The 23,887-nt window shown below is 67.7% G+C and carries 21 protein-coding genes; 7 read left to right on the top strand and 14 right to left on the bottom strand.

Annotation, left to right across the window (positions count from 1 at the left end; genetic code table 11):
* Window positions 1–57 precede the first annotated feature (57 nt).
* Together fmt and truA are read left to right on the top strand one after the other, a co-directional pair.
* On the top strand, window positions 58–1,035 hold the full coding sequence (gene fmt, locus E2E30_RS05880) for a methionyl-tRNA formyltransferase (RefSeq protein WP_133188102.1): 978 nt from the start codon (window positions 58–60) through the stop codon (window positions 1,033–1,035).
* Entirely contained in the window at window positions 1,032–1,772 is a 741-nt protein-coding gene (truA, locus tag E2E30_RS05875; RefSeq protein ID WP_133188100.1) for a tRNA pseudouridine(38-40) synthase TruA, read from the top strand. The genes fmt and truA overlap by 4 nt, the downstream gene beginning before the upstream one ends.
* Here the strand turns inward: truA and E2E30_RS05870 are convergent.
* The 7 genes from E2E30_RS05870 to E2E30_RS05840 all read right to left on the bottom strand — a co-directional run bounded on the left by E2E30_RS05870 (window position 1,763) and on the right by E2E30_RS05840 (window position 10,012).
* Window positions 1,763–2,947, bottom strand: a complete 1,185-nt coding sequence (locus E2E30_RS05870; protein WP_133188098.1) for a class I SAM-dependent RNA methyltransferase — start codon at window positions 2,945–2,947, stop codon at window positions 1,763–1,765. The two genes, truA and E2E30_RS05870, sit on opposite strands and share 10 nt — an antisense overlap.
* The gene (locus E2E30_RS05865) at window positions 2,944–4,368 is read right to left on the bottom strand and encodes an NAD(P)H-hydrate dehydratase (RefSeq protein WP_133188096.1); all 1,425 of its coding nucleotides are present in this window, start codon (window positions 4,366–4,368) and stop codon (window positions 2,944–2,946) included. Before E2E30_RS05865 ends, E2E30_RS05870 begins: the two co-directional genes overlap by 4 nt.
* Window positions 4,365–4,745, bottom strand: a complete 381-nt coding sequence (locus tag E2E30_RS05860; RefSeq protein ID WP_240699050.1) for a hypothetical protein — start codon at window positions 4,743–4,745, stop codon at window positions 4,365–4,367. Before E2E30_RS05860 ends, E2E30_RS05865 begins: the two co-directional genes overlap by 4 nt.
* Window positions 4,746–4,752: 7 nt before the next feature.
* Window positions 4,753–6,474: a dihydroxy-acid dehydratase gene (gene ilvD, locus E2E30_RS05855; RefSeq protein ID WP_133188092.1), complete on the bottom strand. Its 1,722-nt coding sequence runs from the start codon at window positions 6,472–6,474 to the stop codon at window positions 4,753–4,755.
* 8 nt (window positions 6,475–6,482) lie between these two features.
* Window positions 6,483–7,217: an N-formylglutamate amidohydrolase gene (locus tag E2E30_RS05850; protein WP_133188090.1), complete on the bottom strand. Its 735-nt coding sequence runs from the start codon at window positions 7,215–7,217 to the stop codon at window positions 6,483–6,485.
* A 206-nt stretch (window positions 7,218–7,423) separates the two neighbouring features.
* Window positions 7,424–8,248, bottom strand: a complete 825-nt coding sequence (locus E2E30_RS05845) for a 4-(cytidine 5'-diphospho)-2-C-methyl-D-erythritol kinase (protein WP_133188088.1) — start codon at window positions 8,246–8,248, stop codon at window positions 7,424–7,426.
* 120 nt (window positions 8,249–8,368) lie between these two features.
* Window positions 8,369–10,012, bottom strand: a complete 1,644-nt coding sequence (locus E2E30_RS05840; protein ID WP_133191949.1) for an electron transfer flavoprotein-ubiquinone oxidoreductase — start codon at window positions 10,010–10,012, stop codon at window positions 8,369–8,371.
* Between the two features lie 147 nt (window positions 10,013–10,159).
* Between E2E30_RS05840 and E2E30_RS05835 the strand changes: the two genes are divergently transcribed.
* From E2E30_RS05835 to moaB, 3 genes are read left to right on the top strand one after another with little or no spacing between them, the layout of a single operon-like run.
* Entirely contained in the window at window positions 10,160–10,912 is a 753-nt protein-coding gene (locus tag E2E30_RS05835) for a uracil-DNA glycosylase (RefSeq protein ID WP_133188086.1), read from the top strand.
* Complete coding sequence (locus E2E30_RS05830) at window positions 10,909–12,711, top strand: lytic transglycosylase domain-containing protein (RefSeq protein WP_133188084.1); 1,803 nt, start codon at window positions 10,909–10,911, stop codon at window positions 12,709–12,711. Before E2E30_RS05835 ends, E2E30_RS05830 begins: the two co-directional genes overlap by 4 nt.
* On the top strand, window positions 12,701–13,228 hold the full coding sequence (gene moaB / locus E2E30_RS05825) for a molybdenum cofactor biosynthesis protein B (protein WP_133188082.1): 528 nt from the start codon (window positions 12,701–12,703) through the stop codon (window positions 13,226–13,228). The genes E2E30_RS05830 and moaB overlap by 11 nt, the downstream gene beginning before the upstream one ends.
* A gap of 73 nt (window positions 13,229–13,301) precedes the next feature.
* Here the strand turns inward: moaB and E2E30_RS05820 are convergent, their stop codons facing one another.
* The gene (locus E2E30_RS05820) at window positions 13,302–13,640 is read right to left on the bottom strand and encodes a VOC family protein (RefSeq protein ID WP_133188080.1); all 339 of its coding nucleotides are present in this window, start codon (window positions 13,638–13,640) and stop codon (window positions 13,302–13,304) included.
* A gap of 56 nt (window positions 13,641–13,696) precedes the next feature.
* On the opposite strand from E2E30_RS05820, the gene E2E30_RS05815 reads away from it, so the two are divergent.
* Together E2E30_RS05815 and E2E30_RS05810 are read left to right on the top strand one after the other, a co-directional pair.
* Window positions 13,697–14,770 (top strand): PA0069 family radical SAM protein, encoded by a 1,074-nt coding sequence (locus E2E30_RS05815; RefSeq protein ID WP_133188078.1) that lies wholly within the window; start codon window positions 13,697–13,699, stop codon window positions 14,768–14,770.
* Window positions 14,767–15,060, top strand: coding sequence for a DUF167 domain-containing protein (locus E2E30_RS05810; protein ID WP_133188076.1), 294 nt, complete (start codon window positions 14,767–14,769; stop codon window positions 15,058–15,060). Before E2E30_RS05815 ends, E2E30_RS05810 begins: the two co-directional genes overlap by 4 nt.
* A gap of 163 nt (window positions 15,061–15,223) precedes the next feature.
* On the opposite strand, the gene E2E30_RS05805 is transcribed toward E2E30_RS05810, so the two are convergent.
* From E2E30_RS05805 to E2E30_RS05780, 6 genes are all read right to left on the bottom strand, one after another.
* Entirely contained in the window at window positions 15,224–16,804 is a 1,581-nt protein-coding gene (locus E2E30_RS05805; RefSeq protein ID WP_133188074.1) for a long-chain fatty acid--CoA ligase, read from the bottom strand.
* Window positions 16,805–16,932: 128 nt separating this feature from the next.
* Window positions 16,933–20,550, bottom strand: a complete 3,618-nt coding sequence (gene dnaE / locus E2E30_RS05800) for a DNA polymerase III subunit alpha (RefSeq protein ID WP_133188072.1) — start codon at window positions 20,548–20,550, stop codon at window positions 16,933–16,935.
* Window positions 20,551–20,777: 227 nt separating this feature from the next.
* Window positions 20,778–21,257, bottom strand: a complete 480-nt coding sequence (locus tag E2E30_RS05795) for a glutathione peroxidase (RefSeq protein ID WP_133188070.1) — start codon at window positions 21,255–21,257, stop codon at window positions 20,778–20,780.
* Window positions 21,254–21,853 (bottom strand): GNAT family N-acetyltransferase, encoded by a 600-nt coding sequence (locus E2E30_RS05790; protein WP_133188068.1) that lies wholly within the window; start codon window positions 21,851–21,853, stop codon window positions 21,254–21,256. The genes E2E30_RS05795 and E2E30_RS05790 overlap by 4 nt, the downstream gene beginning before the upstream one ends.
* The gene (locus tag E2E30_RS05785) at window positions 21,850–22,524 is read right to left on the bottom strand and encodes an ABC transporter ATP-binding protein (RefSeq protein WP_133188066.1); all 675 of its coding nucleotides are present in this window, start codon (window positions 22,522–22,524) and stop codon (window positions 21,850–21,852) included. Before E2E30_RS05785 ends, E2E30_RS05790 begins: the two co-directional genes overlap by 4 nt.
* A complete protein-coding gene (locus E2E30_RS05780) occupies window positions 22,517–23,767 on the bottom strand; it encodes a lipoprotein-releasing ABC transporter permease subunit (protein WP_133188064.1) in 1,251 nt (416 codons plus the stop codon). Before E2E30_RS05780 ends, E2E30_RS05785 begins: the two co-directional genes overlap by 8 nt.
* Window positions 23,768–23,887 lie beyond the last annotated feature (120 nt).

The raw sequence follows: 23,887 nt of genomic DNA, 5'->3' as shown, positions 1-23,887 counted from the left end.
GGCTGGCTCCGGGTGACGGGACTTGCCTTTGCGCAGCCCCGATCGCAAAGCGCGGGCATGCGGATACTCTTCATGGGCACGCCCGATTTCTCGGTCCCGGTGCTGCAGGCGCTGGTCGATGCCGGGCACGACGTCGTCGCGTCGTACAGCCAGCCGCCGCGGCGCGCCGGGCGTGGCAAGGCGCTCACCCCCTCGCCCGTCCAGGCGCGCGCCGAGGCGCTGGGGATCACGGTGCGGACGCCGGTGTCGCTGCGCGATGCCGAAGCGCAGGCCGAGTTCGCGGGTTTTGGCGCGGACATCGCGGTGGTCGCGGCGTACGGGCTGATCCTGCCGCGCGCGGTGCTCGATGCGCCGGCGCACGGATGCCTCAATGTCCATGCCTCGCTGCTGCCGCGCTGGCGCGGGGCGGCGCCGATCCAGCGCGCGATCCTTGCGGGGGATGAGGAGACGGGGGTGTGCATCATGCAGATGGAGGCCGGGCTCGATACCGGGCCGGTGCTGTTGCGCGATACGACGCCGGTCGACGGCAAGACGGCGGGTGCGCTGACCGACGAGCTGAGCGCGATGGGCGCGCGGTTGATGGTGGCGGTGCTCGCCGACCTTGCCGGCTATCCGCCGGTGCCACAGCCCGAGGACGGCGTGACCTATGCCGCCAAGATCGATAAGGCCGAAGCGCGGCTCGATTTCACGCAGAACGCCGCTGCGGTCGAGCGGCAGGTGCGTGGGTTCAATCCGGTGCCGGGGGCGTTCTTCGAGTTTCAGGGCGAGCGGGTTAAGGTGCTTGCGGTGGATATCCGTCATCCCAGCGAAAGCTGGGATCTCCCGGCAACGGGCAGCGCGCCCGACCGGGGAGACCCCAGCTTTCGCTGGGGTGACGGCGGGGGTAGTGCCGGCGTGGTGATCGACGACCGCCTCACCATCGCTTGTGCCGACGGCGCGATCCGGCCGACGCTGCTCCAGCGCGCAGGGCGTGGCGTCATGACCGCCGGCGAACTGCTGCGCGGGTTTGCGATCCCTGCGGGCACGCAGCTTTGACGCGCTTTGCGCTGACCGTCGAATATGACGGTCGCCCGTTCGTCGGCTGGCAGCGGCAGGACAATGGCGCGAGCGTCCAGGCCTCGATCGAACGCGCGGTCCATGCCGTCACCGGCGAGACCGTCGCGGTCCAGGCAGCGGGGCGGACCGATGCCGGTGTCCATGCGCTGGGCATGCGCGCGCATGTCGATGTCGCGCGCGAGATCACCCCGTTCCGGCTTATGGAAGCGCTCAACGCGCTGGTCCGTCCCGATCCGGTCGCGATCGTCGATTGCGAGGTCGTGCCCGACGACTGGCACGCGCGCTTTTCGTGCATTCGGCGGCATTACGAATTCCGCATCGTTACGAGGCGTGCGCCACTGACGGTCGAGCGCGGGCTGGCGTGGCGCGTCCCTGCCCCGCTTGATGCAGCGGCAATGGCCGAGGGGGCGGCGCACCTGGTCGGTCGGCATGACTTCACCACCTTTCGCGCGGCGCACTGCCAGGCCGACAGCCCGGTGCGGACGCTCGATCGGCTCGATGTCGTCGCGGATGGCGATCGGATCAGCGTATTCGCCTCGGCGCGATCGTTCCTGCATCATCAGGTGCGCTCGATGGTCGGGAGCCTGTCGCTCGTTGGTCTCGGCAAATGGTCGCCCGACGACATGGCCGCCGCGCTCGAGGCGCGCGACCGCACCCGGCTCGGGCTCAATGCGCCGCCCGACGGGCTCTACTTCCTCCGCGCGGATTATCCCTGACGGCTGAACCGCGCGGCGAGCTCGGCGTGGGTCGACCAGCGGAACTGGCCGACGGGCTGGATCCAGTCGAGCGTGTAGCCACCTTTTGACAGGATCTCAGCATCGCGCGCGAAGCTGCTGGGATTGCACGAGACATAGGCGATCACCGGCACCTTGGAGCCAGCCAGCTGCGCGATCTGCTCTTTAGCGCCAGCGCGGGGCGGATCGAGTACGATCGCGGCGAAGCGGTCGCACTCGGCCGAGGTCAGCGGGCGGCGGAACAGGTCGCGATGCTCGGCGAACACCGCCCGTCCCGCTTGCGCCGCCCCCGCCTTAAGCGCGAAGATCGCGTCGCGTCCCGCCTCGGCGGCATAGACCTTCCCCGGCAGCGACAGCGCGAAGGTGCCGAGCCCGGCGAACAGATCGGCGCTGATCTTGGCATCGCCAATCGCTTCGCGGACCGCCGCGACGAGCGCCGCCTCGCCCTCCTGCGTCGCTTGGAGGAAGCTGCCAGCGGGGAACGGCACTGCGACACCGCCGAGCGTGATCGTCACCGCCTCGGGCTCCCAGCGCGTCTCCGGCCCGATCCCGTCGTCGATCGCGAAGCGGGCGACACCGTTCGCGCTGCAGAAGGCAGTGATCGCCTCGGCGATCGCGAGGCTGTCGGCGATCGTGCCTTCGATCAGCACGTCGATGCCCTGGTCGAGCTCGGTCAGATGGACGCGCGCGCGGCCCTTCAGAGCGCGGGCGAGCAGTTTGCGCAAGGGGGCGACGAGCGCGAACAAGCGTGGCGTCAGGATCCAGCATTCGCGCAGGTCGACGATCGCGTGGCTCGCTTGCTCGCTGAAGCCGAGCTGGAGCCCCCCGCCCTTCGCCTCGGCATGCAGAGTCGCGCGGCGGCGAGTATGCGAGGGGGAAAGCGCGGGTGGGCGGATCGGGGCGGTCAGCCCCTGCGCGGCGAGCGCGCCGGCGATCCGGTCGGTGAGGAAATCGGCGTAGCTCGCATCGTCGAGATGCTGGAGCTGGCAGCCGCCGCAGACGGGGAAGTGGCGGCATGGCGGGGTCTGGTGGTGCGGACCGGGCACGACCATATTGTCGGCGGTCAGCGTGTCGCCGGGGGCGGCATAGGCAGCGTGGCGGCCGTCGGCGGTGATGCCGTCGCCGCGGGCCGCTACTCGAACGATGACGTCGCTCACAGGGCGCCCCTTACTTTGGAAAGTTCTGCCGCCAGATCATCGGCGAGGAAGGCCGCGCCGAGTCGTCGCGCGGCTTCGGCGTGGAGCCAGACTCCCGCCTCGACCGGGTGGAGCGCGCTGCTTGCGAGCATCGCGCCGATCGTGCCGGCGAGGACGTCGCCGGTGCCGGCGGTCGAGAGCCAAGGATTGGCGTGCGTCGCGGTGCGCGTGCGGCCGTCGGGATAGGCGATTACGGTGTCGGGGCCCTTGAAGACGACGATCGCGCCGGAGCGCGCGGCGGAGGCGCGGGCGGCGTCGATCTTGCTGCCGGTATAGGCGCCGAAGACGGCGTGGAACTCGCCGGCATGCGGGGTGAGTATGACGGGGGCGTCGGCGTCGCGCGCCTTGATCCGATCGAACATTGCGGCGTCGAGTTGGTGGAGTGCGTCGCCGTCGATCACGAGGCGATAGCCGCTCGCCAGCGCGTGCTCGAGCTTTTCGGCGGCGTCCGCGCCTTTGCCGAGCCCGGGGCCGACGATGATCGCGGTCGTCTCATGCTTCTTGCCATCGAGCGTTGCGGCCAATGCCTCGGGCGACCAGGCGCGCTGGACGAGCGCGTGCGGCATGTCGGGCGCCGCGCCGAGCAGCGCAGTGTAGCCGGCGCCGACGTGCATGGCGGCGCTTGCTGCGAGCGCGGCAGCGCCGGGCATCGTGCCGCCGATCACGACGACGAGACCGCGCGAATATTTGTGCATCGCCGGGGTCGGCTGCGCGAGCTTGGGCCGCGCGAGCGTCCAGTCGTGGCTCGCGGTCGCGTCGAGCCCGATATCGAGCACGCGCACCGTGCCGCACAAGGCCGCCGAACGTTGCAGGACATGCGCGGGCTTGAGGGCACCGAGCGCCAGCGTCAGCGCGAAGGGGGGGATCTCCGCTTCCCCGAGTATCGCGCCGGTATCGGTATCGACCCCGCTCGGCACGTCGAGGGTGATCGCGAGATGCGAGTGGCGCGTCAGCGTGGCGAGCAGCGCCGCCGTCTCCGCCGCGAGCGGGCGCGTGAGGCCGGTGCCGAACAGGGCATCGACCAGCACCGCGCCGTGGCTGGCGTCGGGGGCAAGCGCCGCGAAATCCTCGACCGGCCCATCCCATCCGGCGCGTGCGGCCTTTGCGGCCTCTGTCTTCGGGGCGCTCAGCGCGGCCAAGCGGACGTCGAGCCCGTTCGCCTTGAGCAGCCGCGCCGCGACATAACCGTCGCCGCCGTTATTGCCCGGCCCGCACAGCAGCAGGACGGGTGCGCCGCCCGCAAGCCGCCGCACAGCTTCGGCGACGGCCGCGCCGGCACGCTCCATCAGCGCTTCGACGCTGGTGCCGGCATCGATCGCGCGCTGCTCGACGGCGCGCATCGCTTCTGCGCCGACGATCGGCTGCCCGTCGCTTCGGATCATGACGCCGTGGCGGCCTTGCCCTTGACGGTTGCAGGCAGACGATAGCGATCGCCGCCGAGCGCGACTTCGATCTCGCCGCTGCCGATCACGCTGACGACGGCCTTCTCGGCGCCGTCGGCTGCGATCACGCCGCGGCCGTCGCGTGTCACCAGCAAGCGGTGGAAGGCGCCGTCGGGATGGCGCAGCGTCAGCACCAGCCCGTCGGCGCTCTGCGTACGGTCGACCGTGCAGACGCGCGCGAAATCGACAGAGCCACGCTGCGCGCAGACGATATTGCCGCTATCGTCCTGGCGCGCGCGCTGCTCGGCCTCGACCTTGGCGAGCGTCGCCTTGTCGGTCTGCGGCTCGCCGCAAGCCGCGAGCGCGAGGAGCAGCAACGCTGCGCTAGATATCCGCATAGACATGGGTTTCGGCACTGGCTCCTGGGTGCGTGACCGCGCCCCTATACGCCGGGCCGACGGTTTTGGCATAGCGCCACAGCACGCCCGATTGATAATCGTTCACGCGCGCCTGCCACGCCGCTTTCCGCGCGGCGAGGACATCGGCGGGGACATCGAGATCGATCGTGCCGGCCTCGGCGTCGATCCGGATCGAATCGCCATCCTCGATCAGCGCGATCGGACCGCCGTCGGCGGCTTCGGGCCCGACATGGCCGATGCAGAAACCCCGCGTCGCGCCGGAGAAACGGCCGTCGGTGATCAGCGCGATCTTCTCGCCCATGCCGAGACCGTAGAGCGCGGCGGTGGTCGACAGCATTTCGCGCATGCCGGGGCCGCCCTTGGGGCCTTCGTAGCGGATCACGAGCACTTCGCCCTCGTTGATCGAGCGCGCCTCGACCGCGGCGAAGCAATCCTCTTCGCAATCGAACACGCGCGCCGGGCCGGTGAACTGGAGCCGGTGCATGCCCGCAACCTTGACGATCGCGCCATCGGGGGCGAGCGAGCCTCGCAGGCCGACCACGCCGCCGGTCGCCGAAAGCGGCGCCTTGACGTCGTAGATGACCTTCTGGTCGGGGTTCCAGGTGACCTGATCGATATTCTCGCCGAGCGTCTTGCCGGTAACGGTCAGGCAATTGCCGTCGAGGAACCCGCCCGCCAGCATCGTCTTCATCAGCATGTAGACACCGCCCGCCTCGTACATGTCCTTCGCCACATACTTGCCGCCGGGCTTGAGGTCGGCGATGTAAGGCGTTGATTTGAAAGCTTCCGCCACGTCGAACAGGTCGAAGTCGATCCCCGCTTCGTTCGCCATCGCTGGCAGATGCAGCGCGGCGTTGGTCGAGCCGCCGGTCGCCGCGACGACGCGGGCGGCGTTGATGAACGCCTCGCGCGTGCAGATGTCGCGTGGGCGGATGCCCCGCGCGACGAGCTCCATCACCTGGTCGCCCGCTGCGCGCGCGATCTCGTCGCGGCCGCGATAGGGCGCGGGCATCATGTTCGAATTGGGCAGCGACAGGCCGATCGCCTCGCCGACGCACGCCATGGTGTTGGCGGTGAACTGGCCGCCGCACGCGCCGTGGCCGGGGCACGCGACCTTTTCGAGCTCGATCAATTCCTGCAGCGGGCACGAGCCGGCGGCGTATTGCCCGACCGCCTCGAACACGTCGACGACGGTGACGTCCTTGCCGTGATAGCTGCCCGGCAGGATCGAGCCGCCATAGACGAAGATGCTCGGGATATTGAGGCGGAGCATCGCCATCATCATGCCGGGGAGCGATTTGTCGCAGCCGGCAAAGCCGACCAGCGCGTCGTAGCAATGGCCGCGGACCGAGAGTTCGACCGAATCGGCGATCACTTCGCGGCTGACGAGCGAAGATTTCATCCCCTGATGCCCCATCGCGATGCCGTCGGTGACGGTGATCGTGTTGAAGCGCCGCGGCATGCCGCCGCCCGAGATGACGCCCGCCTGCGCGGCATCGGCCTGCGCGTCGAGCGTGGTGTTGCACGGTGCGGAGTTATTGCCGGCGGAGGCAAGCGCGACGAACGGCTTGGCGATATCCTCCTCGGCGATTCCCATCGCGTAATAATAGCTGCGGTGTGGGGCGCGCTCGGGGCCGACGGACACGTGGCGGCTGGGGAGCTTGGATTTGTCGAAGGTGCGAGTCATGCGACAGCCTATTGCGTAGGATGGTCGCTCGACGCAAGTCTGTTGCTGATTTCGCGCAAGATTGGCGCGAGGATGGCGGTCCAACGCCGTACACCCGCGGGGTCGGCTATCAGATCGTTGCGGATTTCGATCGACAGGCTGGGAATATGGTTGCCCTCGCCGTGGCGGTCGAGCGTCGCATTGAGCAGCTGACCCGAATAGGGTTCGTTGTCGCCAGTGACGAGACCCTGCGCTGCGAGCAGCGGTAGCGCTATGTCGGCTGCGCGGCGATCTGTGTTCGACAGGATGCCGATCTCCCACGGGCGGGGCGCACCGTCGCCGTGTTCGAGCCGCGGCGTGAAGCTGTGAATCGCCGCAATGAGCGTGGGCTGCGTCTCGACGATCAGCGCGGCGAGCGCGTCGTGATAGGGCGTATAGAAGCGGGAGATCCGGTCGGTGCGGTCTGCCGTGGCATTTCCGGGAATGGCGTGGCCGTCGCTCGCGAGCGGGATCAGGCCGGGATGGTCGGTCGGACGATTGAGGTCGATCACCAGCCGCGACAGCGTGGCGAGCAAGGCAGGCGTGCCCAGTTCCGCCGCGAGCGATTCGGTAAGCGCGGCGGTGCCGATGTCGATCGCGATATGCTTTTCGAGCAAGGCCAGCGCGATGCCGAGATCGATACCGTCGGGAACCGCGTTCGACGCGTGATCGCAGATCAGCAAGATGCCGCCGGGTTTGCCGGAGAGGATGTGGGGGCGCGTCATAGGGTCACGACCGGGGGGATGACATGGATGTCACCACCCCGGCCGGGGAATGGCGCAAGGCTGAGCCATGGACCATCAACGGGCGCTCCGCAGGGGGGCGGCGGACCCATCTTGCCCTAGCACAGCAAGCGGCGCGCCAATCGCGGTTTTCCGCCGGTTTTGGCGCTGACCCGCGTGCGCCTGTCCCAGAATGACGCGGCGATCCGTCACGCGAGTGTCGTTTCGAGACACCAATAGCCGGGCTGCGCAGCGCGGATCCGCGCGGCGGCGGCGCTGCGCTCGGCGGTGGTGGCGTAAAGCGCGAAGCACGTCGCGCCCGAACCCGACATGCGCGCGAGCAGCGGCGTGCCCTCGGCGAGCAGCGCGAGCACTCCGTCGATTTCGGGCGCGAGCCGGCGGGCGGGGAGCTCGAGGTCGTTGCGCGCGGCGAGCGCCACGTCGAGCACGTCGCCCTCGGGCATCGCGCCGAGATCGACTCCGTCCCACGCCTTGAACACCGCGGCGGTCGACACCGCGACGCCCGGATTGACGAGCAGCACCGGCATCCCGCTCGGGCCGTCGAGCGGGACAAGGCGCTCGCCCCGCCCCTGCCCCAGCGCGGTGCGGCCGAGCAGACACGCCGGAACGTCGGAGCCGAGCGCGGCGGCGATGTCGAACAGCTTGGGGTCGTCGATCGCGATATCATTGGCGCGGGCGAGCGCACGGAGCGCCGCCGCAGCATCGGCCGAGCCGCCGCCGATGCCCGAGGCGACCGGCAAATGCTTGTCGAGCGTGAAGGCGCCGCCCTCCGGCAGATCGAACGCGGCGGCGAAGGCGCGCGCGGCGCCGAGCACGAGATTGTCGCCCTCGCCGCTCAAGCCTTCCGAGAACGGCCCGGTGATCGCCAGCGACAGCGGCCCCGGCGCGAGCGTGACCGTGTCGCCATCGGCGACGAAGGCGAACAGCGTCTCGAGCTCGTGATAGCCGTCGCCCCGCCGCGCGCGGACGTGGAGCGCGAGGTTGATCTTGGCGGGGGCGGTTTCGGTGATCATTCGCTTCGTCCGGTTGAGAGCGCCGCGGCAAAGCCGCGTCGTCGGACGGCGCTGGTGGCGCCGCCGGCCGGGCGCGCCTCGAGGCGCGACGCAGCCTCGCTGCGTCTTGCCCGGCGCGCCTTACATATTGGGGTAGTTGGGGCCCCCGCCCCCTTCGGGCACGACCCAGTTGATGTTCTGCGTCGGGTCCTTGATGTCGCAGGTCTTGCAGTGGACGCAATTCTGCGCGTTGATCACGAACTTGGGATCGCCGGTTTCCTCGCCGACGATCTCGTACACCCCCGCCGGGCAGTAACGCTGCGCGGGCTCGTCATACAGCGGCAGATTGTGCTTCACCGGGACGTCGGGATCCTTGAGCGTCAGATGGACCGGCTGGTCCTCCTCGTGATTGGTGTTCGAGATGAACACCGACGACAGACGATCGAAGGTCAACACGCCGTCAGCCTTGGGATAGACGATCGGCTGGACCTGATCCTTACGCCACAGGCTCTCGTGATCGGGATGATGGTGGAGCGTGAAGGGCACCTTGAGGCCCCAATGCTCGAGCCACATCGTGATCCCGGCAAGCCCAGACCCGACGAAATCGCCGAACTTCTTGACCAGCGGCACGACGTTGCGGACGACCGACAGCTCCTTCTTGACCCAGCTCTGCTCGAACGCCGCGGGATAGGCGGCGAGCTCGTCATGTTCGCGCTGGCTGAGGATCGCCTCGGCGGCGGCCTCGGCGGCGAGCATGCCCGATTTCATCGCGGTATGCGTGCCCTTGATCCGCGGCACGTTGAGGAAACCCGCGCTGTCGCCGATCAGCGCCGCGCCGGGCATCACCAGCTTGGGGATCGACTGCAGCCCGCCATCGCTGATCGCGCGCGCGCCGTAGCTGACGCGCTTGGCGCCCTTGAGCAAAGCCGCGATCTCGGGATGCGTCTTCCAGCGCTGCATCTCCTGGAACGGCGAGAGATACGGATTGGTGTAGTTGAGCCACGTCACGAAGCCGATCGACACCTGGCCATTGGCCTGATGGTAGATCCAGCCGCCGCCGTTCGACCCGTGCGTCTCGCTGAGCGGCCAGCCCTGCGTGTGGATCACGCGGCCCGGCGAATGGAGCGCGGGATCGATGTCCCACAATTCCTTGACGCCGAGGCCGTAGACCTGCGGGTCGCTGTCCTTCGCCAGATCGAAGCTGCGGATCAGCTGCTTCGACAGATGCCCGCGGCAGCCTTCCGAGAAGAAGGTGTATTTCGCGTGGAGCTCGAGACCCGGCGTGTAATCGCCCTTGTGCGAGCCATCGCGTGCGACGCCCATGTCGCCGGTCGCGACGCCCTTAACCGAGCCGTCGTCGTTATAAAGGATTTCGGCGGCGGCAAAGCCGGGGAAGATCTCGACGCCGAGCTCCTCGGCCTTGCCCGCGAGCCAACGGCACAGATTGCCGAGGCTGCCGGTATAGGTCCCCTTGTTTTGCATGAACGACGGCGTGAGGAAATGCGGCAGGTTGCGCTTCCCACCCTTGCTCAGCACCCAGTGGTGGTTTTCGGTGACGGGCACCTCGGCCAGCGGGCAGCCGTCCTCGCGCCAGTTCGGCAGCAATTCGTCGAGGCTCTTGGGATCGATGACCGCGCCCGAAAGGATGTGCGCGCCGACTTCCGAGCCCTTTTCGAGCACGCAGACCGAGAGATCGGCGCCCTTCTCGGCGGCCACCTGTTTCAGCCGGATCGCAGCCGACAGGCCCGAGGGGCCGGCGCCGACGATGACCACATCGTACGGCATGGACTCGCGATGGTTTTCGCCTTCACTCACGGTACTTCTCCATCCGGGGCGCCTTCGCATCGGTCTCGTCGCGCGCGCGGCACTTCCTGTCCTGCTGCGCGTGCCAGCGAATTGACCTTCGCGTCAACATGGTAGCTATAGGCATATATGGGGGCTGACCAAAATATCGACTGGCGGATGGCCGCGGCGAGCGCGCTCGAATGGTGGCGCGACGCCGGCATCGATTCGCTGGTCGACGAAGCACCGCGCGATTGGACCGCTGCCCCGGTCGCCCCTGTCGTCGTCCCCGAGCAGCGCGCACGCGTTGCCGCCGTAGCGGAACCGGTCGTGCTGCCGCTGCCGCGCACGCTCGAAGATTTTCTGACCTGGCGCGCCGGGGACGATGCGCCCGAAGCCGACTGGCGCGGCGATCCGATCGGCGCGTCGGGCGATCCGTCCGCCGACATCATGATTTTGACCGACGTGCCCGATCGCGAAGATGGCGACTCGGGAAGCCTGTTCGGCGGGCCAGTGGGCAAACTGTTCGACCGGATGCTCGCCGCGATCGGGCGGAGTCGCGAATCGGTCTACATCGTGCCGATGTGCAGCAAGCGCCCGACCGCGGGCCGGATCGCGCCCGAGATCGAGCAGCGGATCGTCGAGGTTGCGCGGCATCACGTCGCCCTGGTGAAGCCGATGCGGCTGCTCGTGCTGGGAAATGCGCCGAGCCGTGCGCTGACGGGGATGGACGTCGCACATGCCCGCGGCAGTTTACACCCAATTAACCTAGAAGATGGCATGCCAGCGGTAACGGTCGATGTGGTGGCCAGTTTCCATCCGCGGCTGTTGCTGGAACGCCCGGCCGACAAGGCCCGGGCGTGGAAGGATTTACAAATGTTGATCGCGGGGTTGAGCGCATGAGCGCAAAGCGGGTTCTTCTCACCGCTCTTATCCTGGCGGTGCCGGGCATCGCACAGGCAGCGGGCGAACCGCCGATGGCGTCGGTCCAGACCAGCCAGCGCAGCATCATCCCGACGCAGCTCGACGCCGAACAGCGCGATGCCTATCGCGCGGTGTTCGCCAATATCCGCGCGCAGAAGTGGCAGGATGCGCAGCTCCTCCTGGCCTCGCTCAAGCCGGGGCCGCTCCACGCGATCGCCGAAGCCGAGCTGCTCACCGCCAAGGGATCGCCCAAGGCCGATCTCGACCCGCTGATGAAGCTGCTCGCCGATGCGCCCGAGCTCCCGCAGGCCAAGCAGATCCTGACGATGGCGGCGTCGCGCGGCGGCGTCGGCCTGCCACCCTTGCCCGAGGCGCGTGCGCTGCGCTGGATCGACGGTGCTCCGGCGCGCAAACGCGCCAAGAGCTTCGGCAATGGCGACATGCTCGCGGTCGAGCTGGCACTCAAGATGCAGCCCTTCATCAAGGAAGATCGCGGCTTCGAAGCGCAGCAATTGCTTGAGTCGACCCCCGGCCTGTCGTCGGATTCGATAACCGAATGGCAGCGCAAGATCGCCTGGATGTATTATCTCGCAGGCGATGACAGCAACGCGCGGACGATGGCAGCGCGCGCCGGCACCGGCTCGGGCGATTTCGCGGTCGAGGCCGTCTGGGTCGGCGCGCTCGCTGCATGGCGGCAGCGGGATTGCGCCGCCGCGGGCGATCTCTTCCAGAACGTCGCCGCGCGCGCCAGCGATATCGAGTTGCGCGCCGCCGGCCTCTACTGGACCGCGCGCGCAGACATGCAGTGCGGCCGTCCCGACCGGATCGAGAACCGCCTCAAGAACGCCGCGCAATATCGCGAGACCTTCTACGGCCTGCTCGCGCGCCAGGCGCTCGGCATCAAGGATGCGCCCAACCGCGCGGCGACGCTGTCGGGCGCGAGCGATTGGCAACAGGTCGGGCGCCGCCCCAACGTCCGCGTCGCGGCCGCCTTGGTCGAGATCGGCGAGACCGGACTCGCCGACGCGGTCATCCGCCAGCAGGCGCGGATCGGCGATCCCTCCGAATATCCCGCCTTGGTCCGCGTGGCGGCCGCGCTTGATTTGCCCGCGACGCAGGTGTGGCTGTCGCATAACGGCCCCGTCGGCGCGACGCCGCCGCTTGAGGCGCGCTTCCCCGCGCCGAACTGGGCGCCCGATGGCGGCTGGCGCGTCGACAAGGCTCTGGTGTTCGCGCACACGCTCCAGGAATCGCGCTTCCGCACCGACGTGGTGAGCCCGGCGGGCGCTTACGGCTTGATGCAGGTGATGCCGCGCGCGGCGACCGATATCGCGCGCAAGCAGGGCCGCAGCTTCGACCGCAGCGCACTGTCGCGGCCCGGCACCAATTTCGAAGTCGGCCAGAGCTATCTCGAGCAATTGCGCGACCAGCGGTGCACCGAGGGACTGCTCCCCAAGGTCATCGCTGCCTACAACGCCGGCCCCGGCCCGGTCGAGCTGTGGAACGCGCAGACGCGCGATGGCGGCGATCCGCTGCTTTATATCGAATCGATCCCCTATTGGGAGACGCGTGGCTACGTCACCACCGTGTTGCGCAATTACTGGGTCTATGAAGCGCAAACCGGCAAGCCGGCTTCGGTCAGCCGCGCGGCGCTCGCGCAGGGCATGTGGCCGCGCTTCCCCGGTCTGCCCGGGGCGGCGGCGGTGCGGCTGACCTCGAGCAACGGCTATCGCGCCTCTGCAAGCCTCCCCAACAAGGCGGTCGCCAGTGCCAATTGACGAAGGCGCGACGTTTCTTCCCGTCCGCATTGCCGTTCTCACCGTCTCCGACACACGCGGCCTGGCCGATGATCGCTCTGGCGACACGCTCGTCGCGCGGTTGACTGACGCGGGCCACGTTCTGGCGGCGCGCGAGATCGTCAAGGACGATGCCGACTTGCTCGTGGCGACGCTGCACCGTTGGATCGACGATCCGGCGGTCGACTGCATCATTTCGACCGGCGGCACCGGGGTGACCGGGCGCGACGTTACGCCAGAGGCGATCGAGCGCGTTGCCGACAAGCTGATCCCCGGGTTCGGCGAACTTTTCCGTTGGCTGAGCTTCAAGACGATCGGCACCTCGACCGTCCAGTCGCGTGCATGCGCGTGCGTGACGCGCGGAACGTATATCTTCGCGCTACCGGGTTCGACCGGTGCGGTGAAGGATGGCTGGGACGGCATCCTCGCGAGCCAGCTCGACAGCCGGCACAAGCCCTGCAATTTCGTCGAATTGATGCCGCGCCTGCGCGAACGGTGAGCCTCTCGAAGCGCTGTCCTCCTTCCGCGTATTGAAGGGCCAACACCGCTTCGGCACGCTCAGCAGGATTCCGTCAGCCGTCGTAGCGCGCGACGGCAAGTTCGTGCCCCGAACGATCGCGGAAATGGAAGCGGCGCCCGCCGGGAAAATCGAACGCCGCGCGCGTGATCTCCCCGCCCGCCGCGCGGACCGCAGCCTCGGTCGCTTCGAGATCGTCGACCGCAATCACCGCGAGCGCCGCAGCGGTAGCCTCGGCCGGGTCGGCCTGGAACCCGATCTCGGTATCGCCAGTCGTCGTCGCGGCATAGCTCGGCCCGAAATCGCTGAATTGCCAGCCGAATGCCGCCGAATAGAAAGCCTTGGCGGTCACGGTATCGCGCACCGGAAGCTCGAGATAGTTCAGTCGTGCCATTTCGATTTTCCCGCAATGTTCTTGCTACGTTCTGAAGTGACTGCTACACGCTGTCAATGGCCGACAAACGCCCCCAGCGCGGCGCCACGCTCAATCGCGCGAGCGCGCGGTTCAACCTGCCAGAGCGCGTCGCCGATGGCGACTGGCTCGATGATCGAGACGCGCTCGACGGTGTGCCGCCGCGGCTCCGCACCACGGTGACGGTAGAGCGCGCGCGGACGATCATCAGCCGCAACAGTTCGCCCGACATCGGCTTCGACCGCTCGATCAATCCGTATCGCGGCTGCGAGCATGGCTGCATCTACTGCTTCGCGCGGCCGACCCACGCCTTCCACGATCTCTCGCCAGGGCTCGATTTCGAGAGCAAGCTGTTCGCCAAGCCCGATGCCGCGGCGCTGCTCCGCGGCGAACTCGGCAAGCGCGGCTATGTCGCGCAGCCGATCGCGTTTGGCACCAACACCGATCCGTATCAGCCGATCGAGACCGACTGGCGGATCACGCGCGCCTGCCTCGAGGTCCTTTCCGCGACCAACCACCCGCTGACGATCACCACCAAGTCCGACCGCGTCGTGCGCGATATCGATCTGCTCGCGCCGATGGCGGCGAAGGGGCTGGCGGCGGTGGCGATCTCGCTGACCTCGCTCGACCCGAAGATCGCCATGACGCTCGAGCCGCGCGCGCCTGCCCCGACGCGGCGGCTCGCGGCGGTGCGCGCGCTGGTCGCTGCGGCAATCCCGACGCACGTCTCGATCGCGCCGGTGATCCCGGCGATCACCGATCACGAGATCGAACAGCTGATCGAGCGCGCGGCCGAGGCGGGCGCGCGTTCGGTGTCGTTCATCCCGGTAAGGTTGCCGTGGGAGGTGGCGCCGCTGTTCAAGGCGTGGCTCGACGCGCATTTTCCCGACCGCGCGAGCAAGGTGATGGCGATCATCGCCTCGATCCGCGAGGGGCGTGAGAACGATCCGGGTTTCTTCACGCGGATGCGCGGCAGCGGGCCGTGGGCCGAGCTGCTGCAAACGCGCTTCCAGATCGCGTGTCGCAAACATGGCATGAATGCGACGCGGATTGCGCTACGCAGCGACCTGTTCCGCCCCCCGGCGGGGCCGCAGGGGGATTTGTTCGGATGAGCCGCGCCAAGCATCGCCTGCCCGACCGTGCCGCGGTGCTCGCGCTGGTCGACGCACGCGGGCAGATCGCGGTCCGTGCCACGCCCAATGCGAGCGCGAACGCGGTGGCGCTCCCTGCCGAGGGGGCGGCACGCGTTCTTTCGATCCGGACGACGATCACGCCCGAGGACGGCAAGGCCAACGACGCGATCCTCGGATTGCTCGCCGAGGCGCTCGGCTGCCCCAAGTCGGCGCTGACGCTGGTGCGCGGGGCGACCGCGCGGGATAAGGTCGTGCAGGTCGCGCGCTAGGGCCGTCGCCTCGAACCCTGTAGCTTCCCCGGTGAAGGCCGGGGCCCAGGAGCGATTGCCGAGATCATCGAACACACCGCACGCCTTCGCTCGCTCTACTCCTGGGCCCTGGCCTGCGCCGGGGAAGCGAGACTTAGGGGAGCTCGCGGGCGCAGGCCCAGCTTCACCCCGCCAGCACATGATCCTTGAAGCGGGCGCGCAGCGCGGTCTTTAGGATTTTCCCCGTCGCGGTATGCGGGAGATCATCGACGAACACGATCTCGTCGGGCAGCCACCATTTCGCGACATGCTCGCCCAGGTGCGCCCGAATCTCGGCCGCCTCAACCCTACTGTCGGGCTTGCGCACCACCACCAGCAGCGGGCGCTCGTCCCACTTCGGATGGTAGATGCCGATCGCGGCGGCCTCCGCTACCCCCGGGCAGCCGACCGCGGCATTCTCGAGATCGACCGACGAGATCCACTCGCCGCCCGACTTGATCACGTCCTTGGCGCGATCGGTGATCTGCATCGTGCCGTCGGGGTGGAGCACCGCGACGTCGCCGGTGTCGAACCAGTTATCGGCATCGACCGCGTCCTCCTCCGCACCGAAATAGCGCTGGACGATCCAGGGCCCGCGTACCTGCAATCGGCCCGACGAAACGCCATCGCGCGGCTGCTCCCGGTCATCGTCGTCGAGCACGCGCAGCTCGATCCCGAACGGAATGCTGCCCTGCTTCTGCAGCAGGTCGAGCTGGTCGTCACGCGACAGCTCGTTCCAATTGGCCGGCGGTGCGGCGGCGGTGGCGACGGGGGAGGTCTCGGTCATCCCCCACAGATGGATGACCTTGATCCCCATATCGAGGAAGCGCGCAATCATCGCGCGCGGTGCCGCCGAACCGCCGACGGTGATCGCCTCGAGCGTACGCGGCAGCTCGCCGGTCGTGTCGATATGCTGGAACAAAGCAAGCCACACCGTCGGCACCCCGCCCGCCAGCGTCACGTGCTCGCGGTTCATCAGGCCGCACAGCACCGCGGCATCGTTGACCGCCGAGAAGACGAGCTTGGTGCCCGCGAGCGGCGCGGCGAAGCACAGCCCCCAGGCGGCGGCGTGGAACAGGGGCACGATCGGCAGCACGGTCGACCGCGCGCTGAGCGTCATCACCGCGGGCGAGGCGGCGTGCATCGCGTGGAGCAGCGTCGAGCGGTGGGTGTAGAGCACGCCCTTGGGGTTGCCCGTCGTGCCGCTGGTGTAGCAGAGCATGCACGGCGCGCGCTCGTCGCCCTCGACCCAGGCGTAGGCGCCGGTCTCGGCGTCGAGCAGCGCGTCGAACGCGCCGTCGTCGAAGCAGATATAGTGTTCGATGCTCGTCCACAGCGGCCTGAGGCGGTCGACCAGCGGCTGGAACTGCTTGTCGTAGAGCAGCACGCGGTCCTCGGCATGGTTGGCGATATAGACGAGCTGTTCGTCGAACAGCCGCGGGTTGATGGTGTGGACCACCCCGCCCATCCCGATCGTGCCGTACCAGGCGACCAAGTGCGGCCCGTGGTTCATGCCGAGCGTCGCGACGCGGTCGCCGGGGACGATGCCGAGCCGTTCGAGCGCCTGCGCCAGCCGTTTGGCGTCGTGCGCGACCCCGGCCCAGGTGCTGCGCGTTTCGCTACCATCGGCCCAGCGTGTGACGATCTCGCGCCCGCCATGCTCGCGCGCGGCATGATCGAGCAGTCGCGGCACCCGCAATTCGAAATCCTGCATTCCACCGATCATAGGTCTTGTCCCCTCCCGCTTGCGGGAGGGGCTGGGGGTGGGCGCCCGACATCCTCCCGCGTTATCGTTTATGGAGAGCGCGAGCCCACCCCCAACCCCTCCCGCAAGCGGGAGGGGAGCAAGTCAGCCTACCCAACCAGCGACAGCTGTGCGCCGCTGGTGCGCAGCACCACATTGCCGACATCCTGCAGCGCTTCGATCCGCCCGACAAGCTCGCCGTCGAGCAGGAAGTCGCGGCCGAGCAGGACGCGCGCGGTATTGTCGCCCGAAACCGCGACCGTCGCCCACACTTCGCCGCGCGCGCCACGCGCGTCGCCGAGCAGCGCGGCGAGCGACGCCATGCCGGCGGGCGTATCGATCGTCAGATCGAGGCTGAAGCGCGCATCGTTGGCGAGCGCCTCGAACGGCTGGATCCGCTTGACCGAAACGCGCGGAGTCTCCTCGCCCGGACGGCGATCGAGCTCGACCGTCACCAGCCCGCATCCGCCGTTGCGCGCCGCTTCCTCGAGATCGGCGGCGACCGAATCGTCGAAGCACGTCGCGACGAACTGCCCCGACGGATCCGACAGCGTCGCCATTAAATAGCGTTTGCCACGCGCCGATGTCCGCCAGCGCGCATCCTCGACCAGCGCCGCCATCGTCGCGCCGGTCCGCGTCCCGTCGTCGGGGATGTTGAGCTCGCCCAAGGTCGCAAAGCTGCGCGCGCCGTGCATCTTGGCGAGGTGGCTGTGGCGATCGACCGGATGCGCCGAGAAATAGAAGCCGAAGGCGTCGCGCTCCTGGTCCATCCGCTCGGCAAGCGTCCAGCGCGCCGAGAGCGGGAGCTTGATCGGCGGCTCGGACGCTTCCGCAGTGCCGAACAGACCGCCCTGCCCGCTGGTCTTCTGCTCGTGGATCCGCGCGGCGGTCGCGAGGATCGTCTCGGCGCAAGCGAGAATGCCCGCGCGATTTTCGTTGAGCCCATCGAATGCACCCGCCGCTGCGAGTATTTCGAGCTGGCGCTTGTTCAAAACGCGCGGGTCGATCCGGCGCGCGATGTCGTCGATCGAGTCGAACCGCCCGTTCGCGTCGCGTTCGGCGACGACCTTCTCCATCGCCCCCTCGCCGACCGATTTCAGCGCGGCGAGCGCGTAGCGGACGGCGAGCCCGTCGCCGCTGTCTTCCACCGTGAAGTCGGCTTCGCTGCGCAGAATGCACGGCGGCAGCAGCTTGACGCCAAGCCGTCGCATGTCGTCGACGAAGATGCTGAGCTTGTCGGTCAGCGTGAGATCGAAGCACATCGACGCCGCGAAGAATTCGTGAGGGTGATGCGCCTTGAGCCAAGCGGTCTGGTACGACAGCAACGCGTAGGCGGCGGCGTGCGACTTGTTGAAGCCGTAGCCGGCGAACTTGTCGATCAAGTCGAACAACTCGTTCGCCTTTGCCGCCTGGATACCGTTGATCGTCAGGCACCCCTCGGCGAAATGGGCTCTTTGCGCGTCCATCTCGGCCTGGTTCTTCTTGCCCATCGCGCGGCGCAGCATGTCCGCTTGCCCGAGCGAATAGCCCGCGAGGATCTGTGCGGCCTGCATCACCTGTTCCTGGTAGACGAAGATGCCATAGGTCTCGGACAGGATGCCCTCGAGCAGCGGATGCGGGTACTCGATCGGTTCGAGCCCGTTCTTGCGGCGGCCGAACATCGGGATGTTGTCCATCGGGCCCGGGCGATAGAGCGAGACGAGCGCGATGATGTCACCGAAGTTCGACGGCCGCACCGCCGACAGCGTGCGCCGCATCCCCTCGGATTCGAGCTGGAACACGCCGACCGTGTCGCCCTTCTGGAGCAGCTTGTAGACGCCCTCGTCATCCCATTCGAGCGCATCGAGATCGAGCACGACGCCACGCGCTGCGAGCAGGTCGATCGCTTTTTTCAGCACTGACAGCGTCTTCAGGCCCAAGAAGTCGAACTTCACCAGCCCCGCGCCCTCGACATATTTCATGTCGAACTGCGTGACGGGCATGTCCGAGCGGGGATCGCGATAGAGCGGGACGAGATCGGCGAGCGGGCGATCGCCGATCACCACGCCCGCAGCGTGGGTCGAGCTGTGGCGCGGGAGGCCCTCGAGCTGCATCGCGAGGTCGAGCAGATGGCGGACGTTGCTGTCCGACTTGTACTCGGCGTGGAGCTCGACCACGCCGTCGAGCGCGCGCTTCAGCGTCCACGGATCGGCGGGCAAGTTCGGAATCAGCTTGGCGAGCCGGTCGATCTGGCCATAGCCCATCTGCAGCACGCGCCCGGTGTCCTTGAGCACCGCGCGTGCCTTCAGGCGCCCGAAGGTGATGATCTGCGCGACCTGGTCGCGGCCGTATTTCTCCTGGACGTAGCGGATCACCTCGCCGCGGCGGGTTTCGCAGAAATCGATGTCGAAGTCGGGCATCGACACGCGTTCCGGATTGAGGAAGCGCTCGAACAGCAGCCCCAGCTTGATCGGATCGAGATCGGTGATCGTCAGCGCCCAGGCGACGACCGAGCCTGCGCCCGAACCGCGGCCCGGGCCGACCGGGATGTCGTGGTCCTTCGCCCATTTGATGAAGTCGGCGACGATCAGGAAGTAGCCGGGAAAGCCCATCTGGATGATGACGTCGAGCTCGAAATCGAGCCGAGTGCGGTAGACGGCGCGCCAGTCTTCGGCTCCCCCTTCTTCACCCCCCTCCCGCTTGCGGGAGGGGTTGGGGGTGGGCTCGCGCTCTCCGGCTGCGGTATCGCTTGTAGAGGTCGGGCGCCCACCCCCAGCCCCTCCCGCAGGCGGGAGGGGAGCAGAGACGGCGAGTTCCGCAATCCGATCCAGCCGTCGCTCCAACCCCGCATGCGCGTCTTCGCGCAGCTTCGCCGCTTCCGCCGTCGGATCACCCGCCAAACTCGGCAGGATCGGCTTGCGCTTGGGCGCCGCGACACCGCAGCGCTGCGCGACCACCAGCGTATTGTCGATCGCCTCGGGCAGATCGGCGAACAGCGCGCGCATGTCCTTGGCGGGCTTCATCCACGCATCGGGCGAGCTGCGCACACGGTCTTCGCTGGCAATGTAGGTCGAGCTGGCGATGCACAGCAGGATGTCGTGCGCCTCGCTGAAGCCGGGCTCGGCGAAGCAGCACGGGTTGGTCGCGACGATCGGCAGATCGCGGTCATAGGCGAGGTCGAGCAGCGCGTTCTCGGCCTTGGTTTCGATCTCGTCGCCGCGCCGCGTCAACTCGATATAGAGCCGGTCGGGGAACAGCGTCTCGAGGCGTTCGCAATAGGCCAGCGCGCGGTCAGGCTGATCTTCGGCGAACAGCTTGGCAAGCCCGCCCTCGCGGCCGGCAGTCAGCGCGATAAGGCCGTCGGTGCGCCCCTCGAGTGCCGCGAAATCGACATGCGCGTTGAGTTCGAGCGGGCGATCGAGATGCGCCTGCGAGACGAGCACGCACAGGTTCTGATAGCCGACCTCGTCCTGCGCATAGAGCGCGATCCAGTCGAGCACCGGCGTCATGCCCTCGGGCATCCCGGGGCGACACACGCCGAGCATCGCGCCGATGATCGGCTGCACGCCTGCCGCGCGCGCCGCGTCGGAATAGGCCATCGCGGCATAAAGGCCGTTGCGATCGGTCAGCGCCGCGGCGGGGAAACCGAGTTCCTGCGCGCGCTTGGCGATGGCCTTGGGCTCGATCGCGCCGTCGAGCATGGTGAAGGAGGAGAAGATACGAAGGGGGACGAAACCGGAATGCGACATGGAGATGACTATGGGGGGTGCGCCGGATTCAGGGAAGGCGGTGACTCGCAAAATGCGGTGGATATCGTCGAGGGGAGGATAAGAAGTTTTTTTCGCGCAGAGGCGCAGAGGACGCAGAGCGGAAGACTGAAACGCGCGGCGCGCGCCTACCTGAAACGGGAGGGTCTATCAGTCGCTTGCTAGGAGCGCGCCATCTCTGCGTCCTCCGCGCCTCCGCGCGAACCAATCTACAGCAGCTTCGCGATATCCGCCTCGATATCGGCAGGCTTGGTCGTCGGCGCATAGCGCTCGACGACGCGGCCGTCCTTGCCGACGAGGAACTTGGTGAAGTTCCACTTGATGCCCTGCAGGCCGAGCAGGCCCGGCGCCTGCTTCTTGAGTTCGGTGAATAAGGGATCGGCGTTTGATCCGTTGACGTCGACCTTGGCGAACACCGGGAAGGTCACGTCATACGTCAGCGAGCAGAAGTTGGCGATCTCGGCCGCATCGCCCGGCTCCTGCGCGCCGAACTGGTTGCACGGGAAGCCAAGCACCTCGAAGCCCCGCCCGGCGAACTTGCGATGCAGCGCCTCGAGCCCCTCATATTGCGGCGTAAACCCGCATTTCGAGGCGGTGTTGACGATCAGCAAGACCTTGCCGGCATAAGTGGAGAGATCGACGGGCGAACCATCGGCGGCCTTGACGGTGAGGTCGGTGATCGCGGTCATGCGGATGTCCCTTCGTTGCGCGCGAGCAGGAAGCACAGATTGCGCTCGACGCCTGCCCATTCGCTCGCGATGATCGAATAGACCACAAGATCGCGCACCCGGCCATCCATCACCTGGTGGTTGCGCAAGATCCCGTCACGCTTTGCGCCGAGCCGCTCGATCGCCGCCTGCGAGCGTTTGTTGAACCAGTCGGTGCGGATCTGGACGGCGTTGCAACCCAGGACCTCGAAGGCATGACGCAGCAGCAGCAGCTTGGCCTCGGTATTGACCCCGCTGCGCTGGACCGACTTGGCGTAGAACGTCCCGCCGATTTCGAGCCGCTTATGGCCTGCGCTCATCCGCATGTAGCGCGTGAGCCCAACGACGCGGCCGTCGGGCGTGCACACGGTAAACGGCATCGCCCGCCCGAAGTCGCGTTCCTTGAAGAGCGCCGCCATGAAGGCTTCGGGATCGGTCAGCGTCGAGACGTTGGTGAAGAACAGCTCGCTGATCTTCCCATCCGCCGCCGCCGCGACGATCGCGTCGCGATCCTCAGGCTGCGTCGGGCGGAGCGTGACGTGCCGCCCGACCATCGTCGGCGCGTCGGTCCAGCTCATGCCAGCCGCCCCTCGTGCAGCCGCACGACACGGTCCATCTTGAGCGCCATCCGCTCGTTGTGCGTCGCGACGAGCGCGGCGGTCCCCTCGCCGCGCACCAGCCGCAGGAATTCGGCGAGCACCACGTCGGCGGTCGCCTCGTCGAGATTGCCGGTCGGCTCGTCCGCCAGCACCAGCGCCGGCTGATTGGCGAGCGCGCGCGCGACCGCGACGCGTTGTTGCTCGCCACCCGACAATTGGCTCGGGCGATGCGTCAGGCGGTGGCCGAGGCCGAGCGCGGTTAGCAAGGCGGTCGAGCGCTCGTTGGCCTCTGCGCGCGTCTTGTCGCGGATCATCTGCGGCAGGACGACATTCTCGGTCGCGTTGAAGTCTGGCAGCAAATGGTGGAATTGGTAGACAAAGCCGAGCTTGTCGCGCCGGACGCGCGTGCGACCGTCCGAATTGAGCCGCGCGGTCTCCTCGCCATCGATCAGGATCGAGCCGCCAAAGCCACCCTCGAGCAGCCCGACCGCCTGCAACAGCGTCGACTTGCCCGAGCCCGAGGGGCCGAGCAACGCGACGATCTCGCCCGCACCGACTTGCAGGTCGACGCCGCGCAAGACCTCGATCGTCTGCCCGCCCTGTTCGAAGCTGCGCGTCAGCCCGGTGACGCCGAGGACCGGATTATTCATAACGCAAAACCTGGACGGGATCGGTGCTCGCCGCCTTCAGCGCGGGGTAGAGCGTGGCGAGGAAGCTGAACAGCAGCGCCATCAGCGCAATGACGATGACTTCGACCGGGTCGGTCTTCGAGGGCAGTTCGCTCAGGAAGCGGATCGAGGGATCCCACAGGTTCTGCCCCGTCACGAGCTGGACGAAATCGACGACGCTCTGGCGGAAATAGAGGAAGATGAACCCGAGCATCAGCCCCGCGACGACGCCGAGCGCGCCGATCGTCGTGCCGACCGTCATGAAGATGCGGATCATCCCCCCCCTGCTCGCCCCCATCGTCCGCAGGATCGCGATGTCGCGGGTCTTGGCGCGCACCAGCATGATCAGCGACGACAGAATGTTGAACACCGCAACGAGGATGATGATCGACAGCACGGTGAACATCGCGACGCGCTCGACCGCGAGCGCTTCGAACAGCTGCGCGTTCATCTGCCGCCAGTCCTGGATGACCCCCATCTTGCCGACCTTATTCGCAAGCGGGGCGAGGATCGGCCCGACCTGATCGGCATTGCTCGTTTGCAGCTCGATCATATTGACCGAGTCGCCGAGCATGAGGAGCGTCTGCGCGTCCTCCATCGGCATGATGATATAGGCCTTGTCGTAATCATAGACGCCGATCGTGAAGACCGCGCCGACAGTATATTGCACGATCCGCGGCACCGTGCCGAACGGCGTGGTCTGCCCTTGCGGGCTGATCAGCGAGATCTGGCTGCCGACGACCGCGCCCAATTGGTCGGCGAGTCCCGAGCCGATCGCGATCTGGCCGCTGCCCGGCATCAGCGACGACAGCGAGCCCATCACGACCTTGCTGCCGATCGTCTTGTTCGAGCGGATGTCCGACACGCGCATCCCGCGCACCAGCACGCCTTCGACGCGGCCGTTATAGGTCGCCATCAGCGGCTGTTCGATTAGCGGCGTTGCGCTGGTCACGCCCTTGGTCGTCTCGGCGAGCCCGACGACTTGACGCCAGTCGCGCATCTGGCCGCCATACGCCTGGACGACGGCATGGCCGTTGAGCCCGACGATCTTGTCGAACAGCTCGGCGCGAAAGCCATTCATCACGCTCATCACGATGACGAGCGCGGCGACTCCGAGCATCACGGCGACAAGACTGATACCGGCGACGAGGAAGATGAACCCCTCGCCCTTGCCGGGCAGCAAATAGCGCCGGGCGATCATGCGTTCATAGCGGGAGAGGATCATGGCGAGCGCTCTAGGACGCGGCCGATGCGCTGGCAACCGCTTGCCCCAAGGACGCAGCTGTTGCGCAAGCGCCACAGCCGCGCCGCAATCGGTTCGCAACGGCCACATTCCCCATGACAA

The organism is Sphingomonas sp. AAP5 (assembly GCF_004354345.1).
In the GTDB taxonomy this organism is placed as follows: Bacteria; Pseudomonadota; Alphaproteobacteria; order Sphingomonadales; family Sphingomonadaceae; genus Sphingomonas; species Sphingomonas glacialis.
This window is presented reverse-complemented; position numbering and strand designations above follow the sequence as displayed.

What these genes read in the sequence shown, in the direction of transcription:
- dnaE (WP_133188072.1), bottom strand. Translation starts at nt 20,550, where the DNA reads ATGTCGCATTCCGGTTTCGTCCCCCTTCGTATCTTCTCCTCCTTCACC.
- E2E30_RS05865 (WP_133188096.1), bottom strand. Translation starts at nt 4,368, where the DNA reads ATGATCCGAAGCGACGGGCAGCCGATCGTCGGCGCAGAAGCGATGCGC.
- E2E30_RS05815 (WP_133188078.1), top strand. Translation starts at nt 13,697, where the DNA reads ATGGCCGACAAACGCCCCCAGCGCGGCGCCACGCTCAATCGCGCGAGC.
- E2E30_RS05840 (WP_133191949.1), bottom strand. Translation starts at nt 10,012, where the DNA reads ATGCCGTACGATGTGGTCATCGTCGGCGCCGGCCCCTCGGGCCTGTCG.
- E2E30_RS05830 (WP_133188084.1), top strand. Translation starts at nt 10,909, where the DNA reads ATGAGCGCAAAGCGGGTTCTTCTCACCGCTCTTATCCTGGCGGTGCCG.
- E2E30_RS05845 (WP_133188088.1), bottom strand. Translation starts at nt 8,248, where the DNA reads ATGATCACCGAAACCGCCCCCGCCAAGATCAACCTCGCGCTCCACGTC.
- ilvD (WP_133188092.1), bottom strand. Translation starts at nt 6,474, where the DNA reads ATGACTCGCACCTTCGACAAATCCAAGCTCCCCAGCCGCCACGTGTCC.
- E2E30_RS05790 (WP_133188068.1), bottom strand. Translation starts at nt 21,853, where the DNA reads ATGAGCTGGACCGACGCGCCGACGATGGTCGGGCGGCACGTCACGCTC.
- E2E30_RS05835 (WP_133188086.1), top strand. Translation starts at nt 10,160, where the DNA reads ATGGGGGCTGACCAAAATATCGACTGGCGGATGGCCGCGGCGAGCGCG.
- E2E30_RS05820 (WP_133188080.1), bottom strand. Translation starts at nt 13,640, where the DNA reads ATGGCACGACTGAACTATCTCGAGCTTCCGGTGCGCGATACCGTGACC.
- E2E30_RS05810 (WP_133188076.1), top strand. Translation starts at nt 14,767, where the DNA reads ATGAGCCGCGCCAAGCATCGCCTGCCCGACCGTGCCGCGGTGCTCGCG.
- E2E30_RS05805 (WP_133188074.1), bottom strand. Translation starts at nt 16,804, where the DNA reads ATGATCGGTGGAATGCAGGATTTCGAATTGCGGGTGCCGCGACTGCTC.
- E2E30_RS05795 (WP_133188070.1), bottom strand. Translation starts at nt 21,257, where the DNA reads ATGACCGCGATCACCGACCTCACCGTCAAGGCCGCCGATGGTTCGCCC.
- E2E30_RS05780 (WP_133188064.1), bottom strand. Translation starts at nt 23,767, where the DNA reads ATGATCCTCTCCCGCTATGAACGCATGATCGCCCGGCGCTATTTGCTG.
- E2E30_RS05785 (WP_133188066.1), bottom strand. Translation starts at nt 22,524, where the DNA reads ATGAATAATCCGGTCCTCGGCGTCACCGGGCTGACGCGCAGCTTCGAA.
- fmt (WP_133188102.1), top strand. Translation starts at nt 58, where the DNA reads ATGCGGATACTCTTCATGGGCACGCCCGATTTCTCGGTCCCGGTGCTG.
- E2E30_RS05850 (WP_133188090.1), bottom strand. Translation starts at nt 7,217, where the DNA reads ATGACGCGCCCCCACATCCTCTCCGGCAAACCCGGCGGCATCTTGCTG.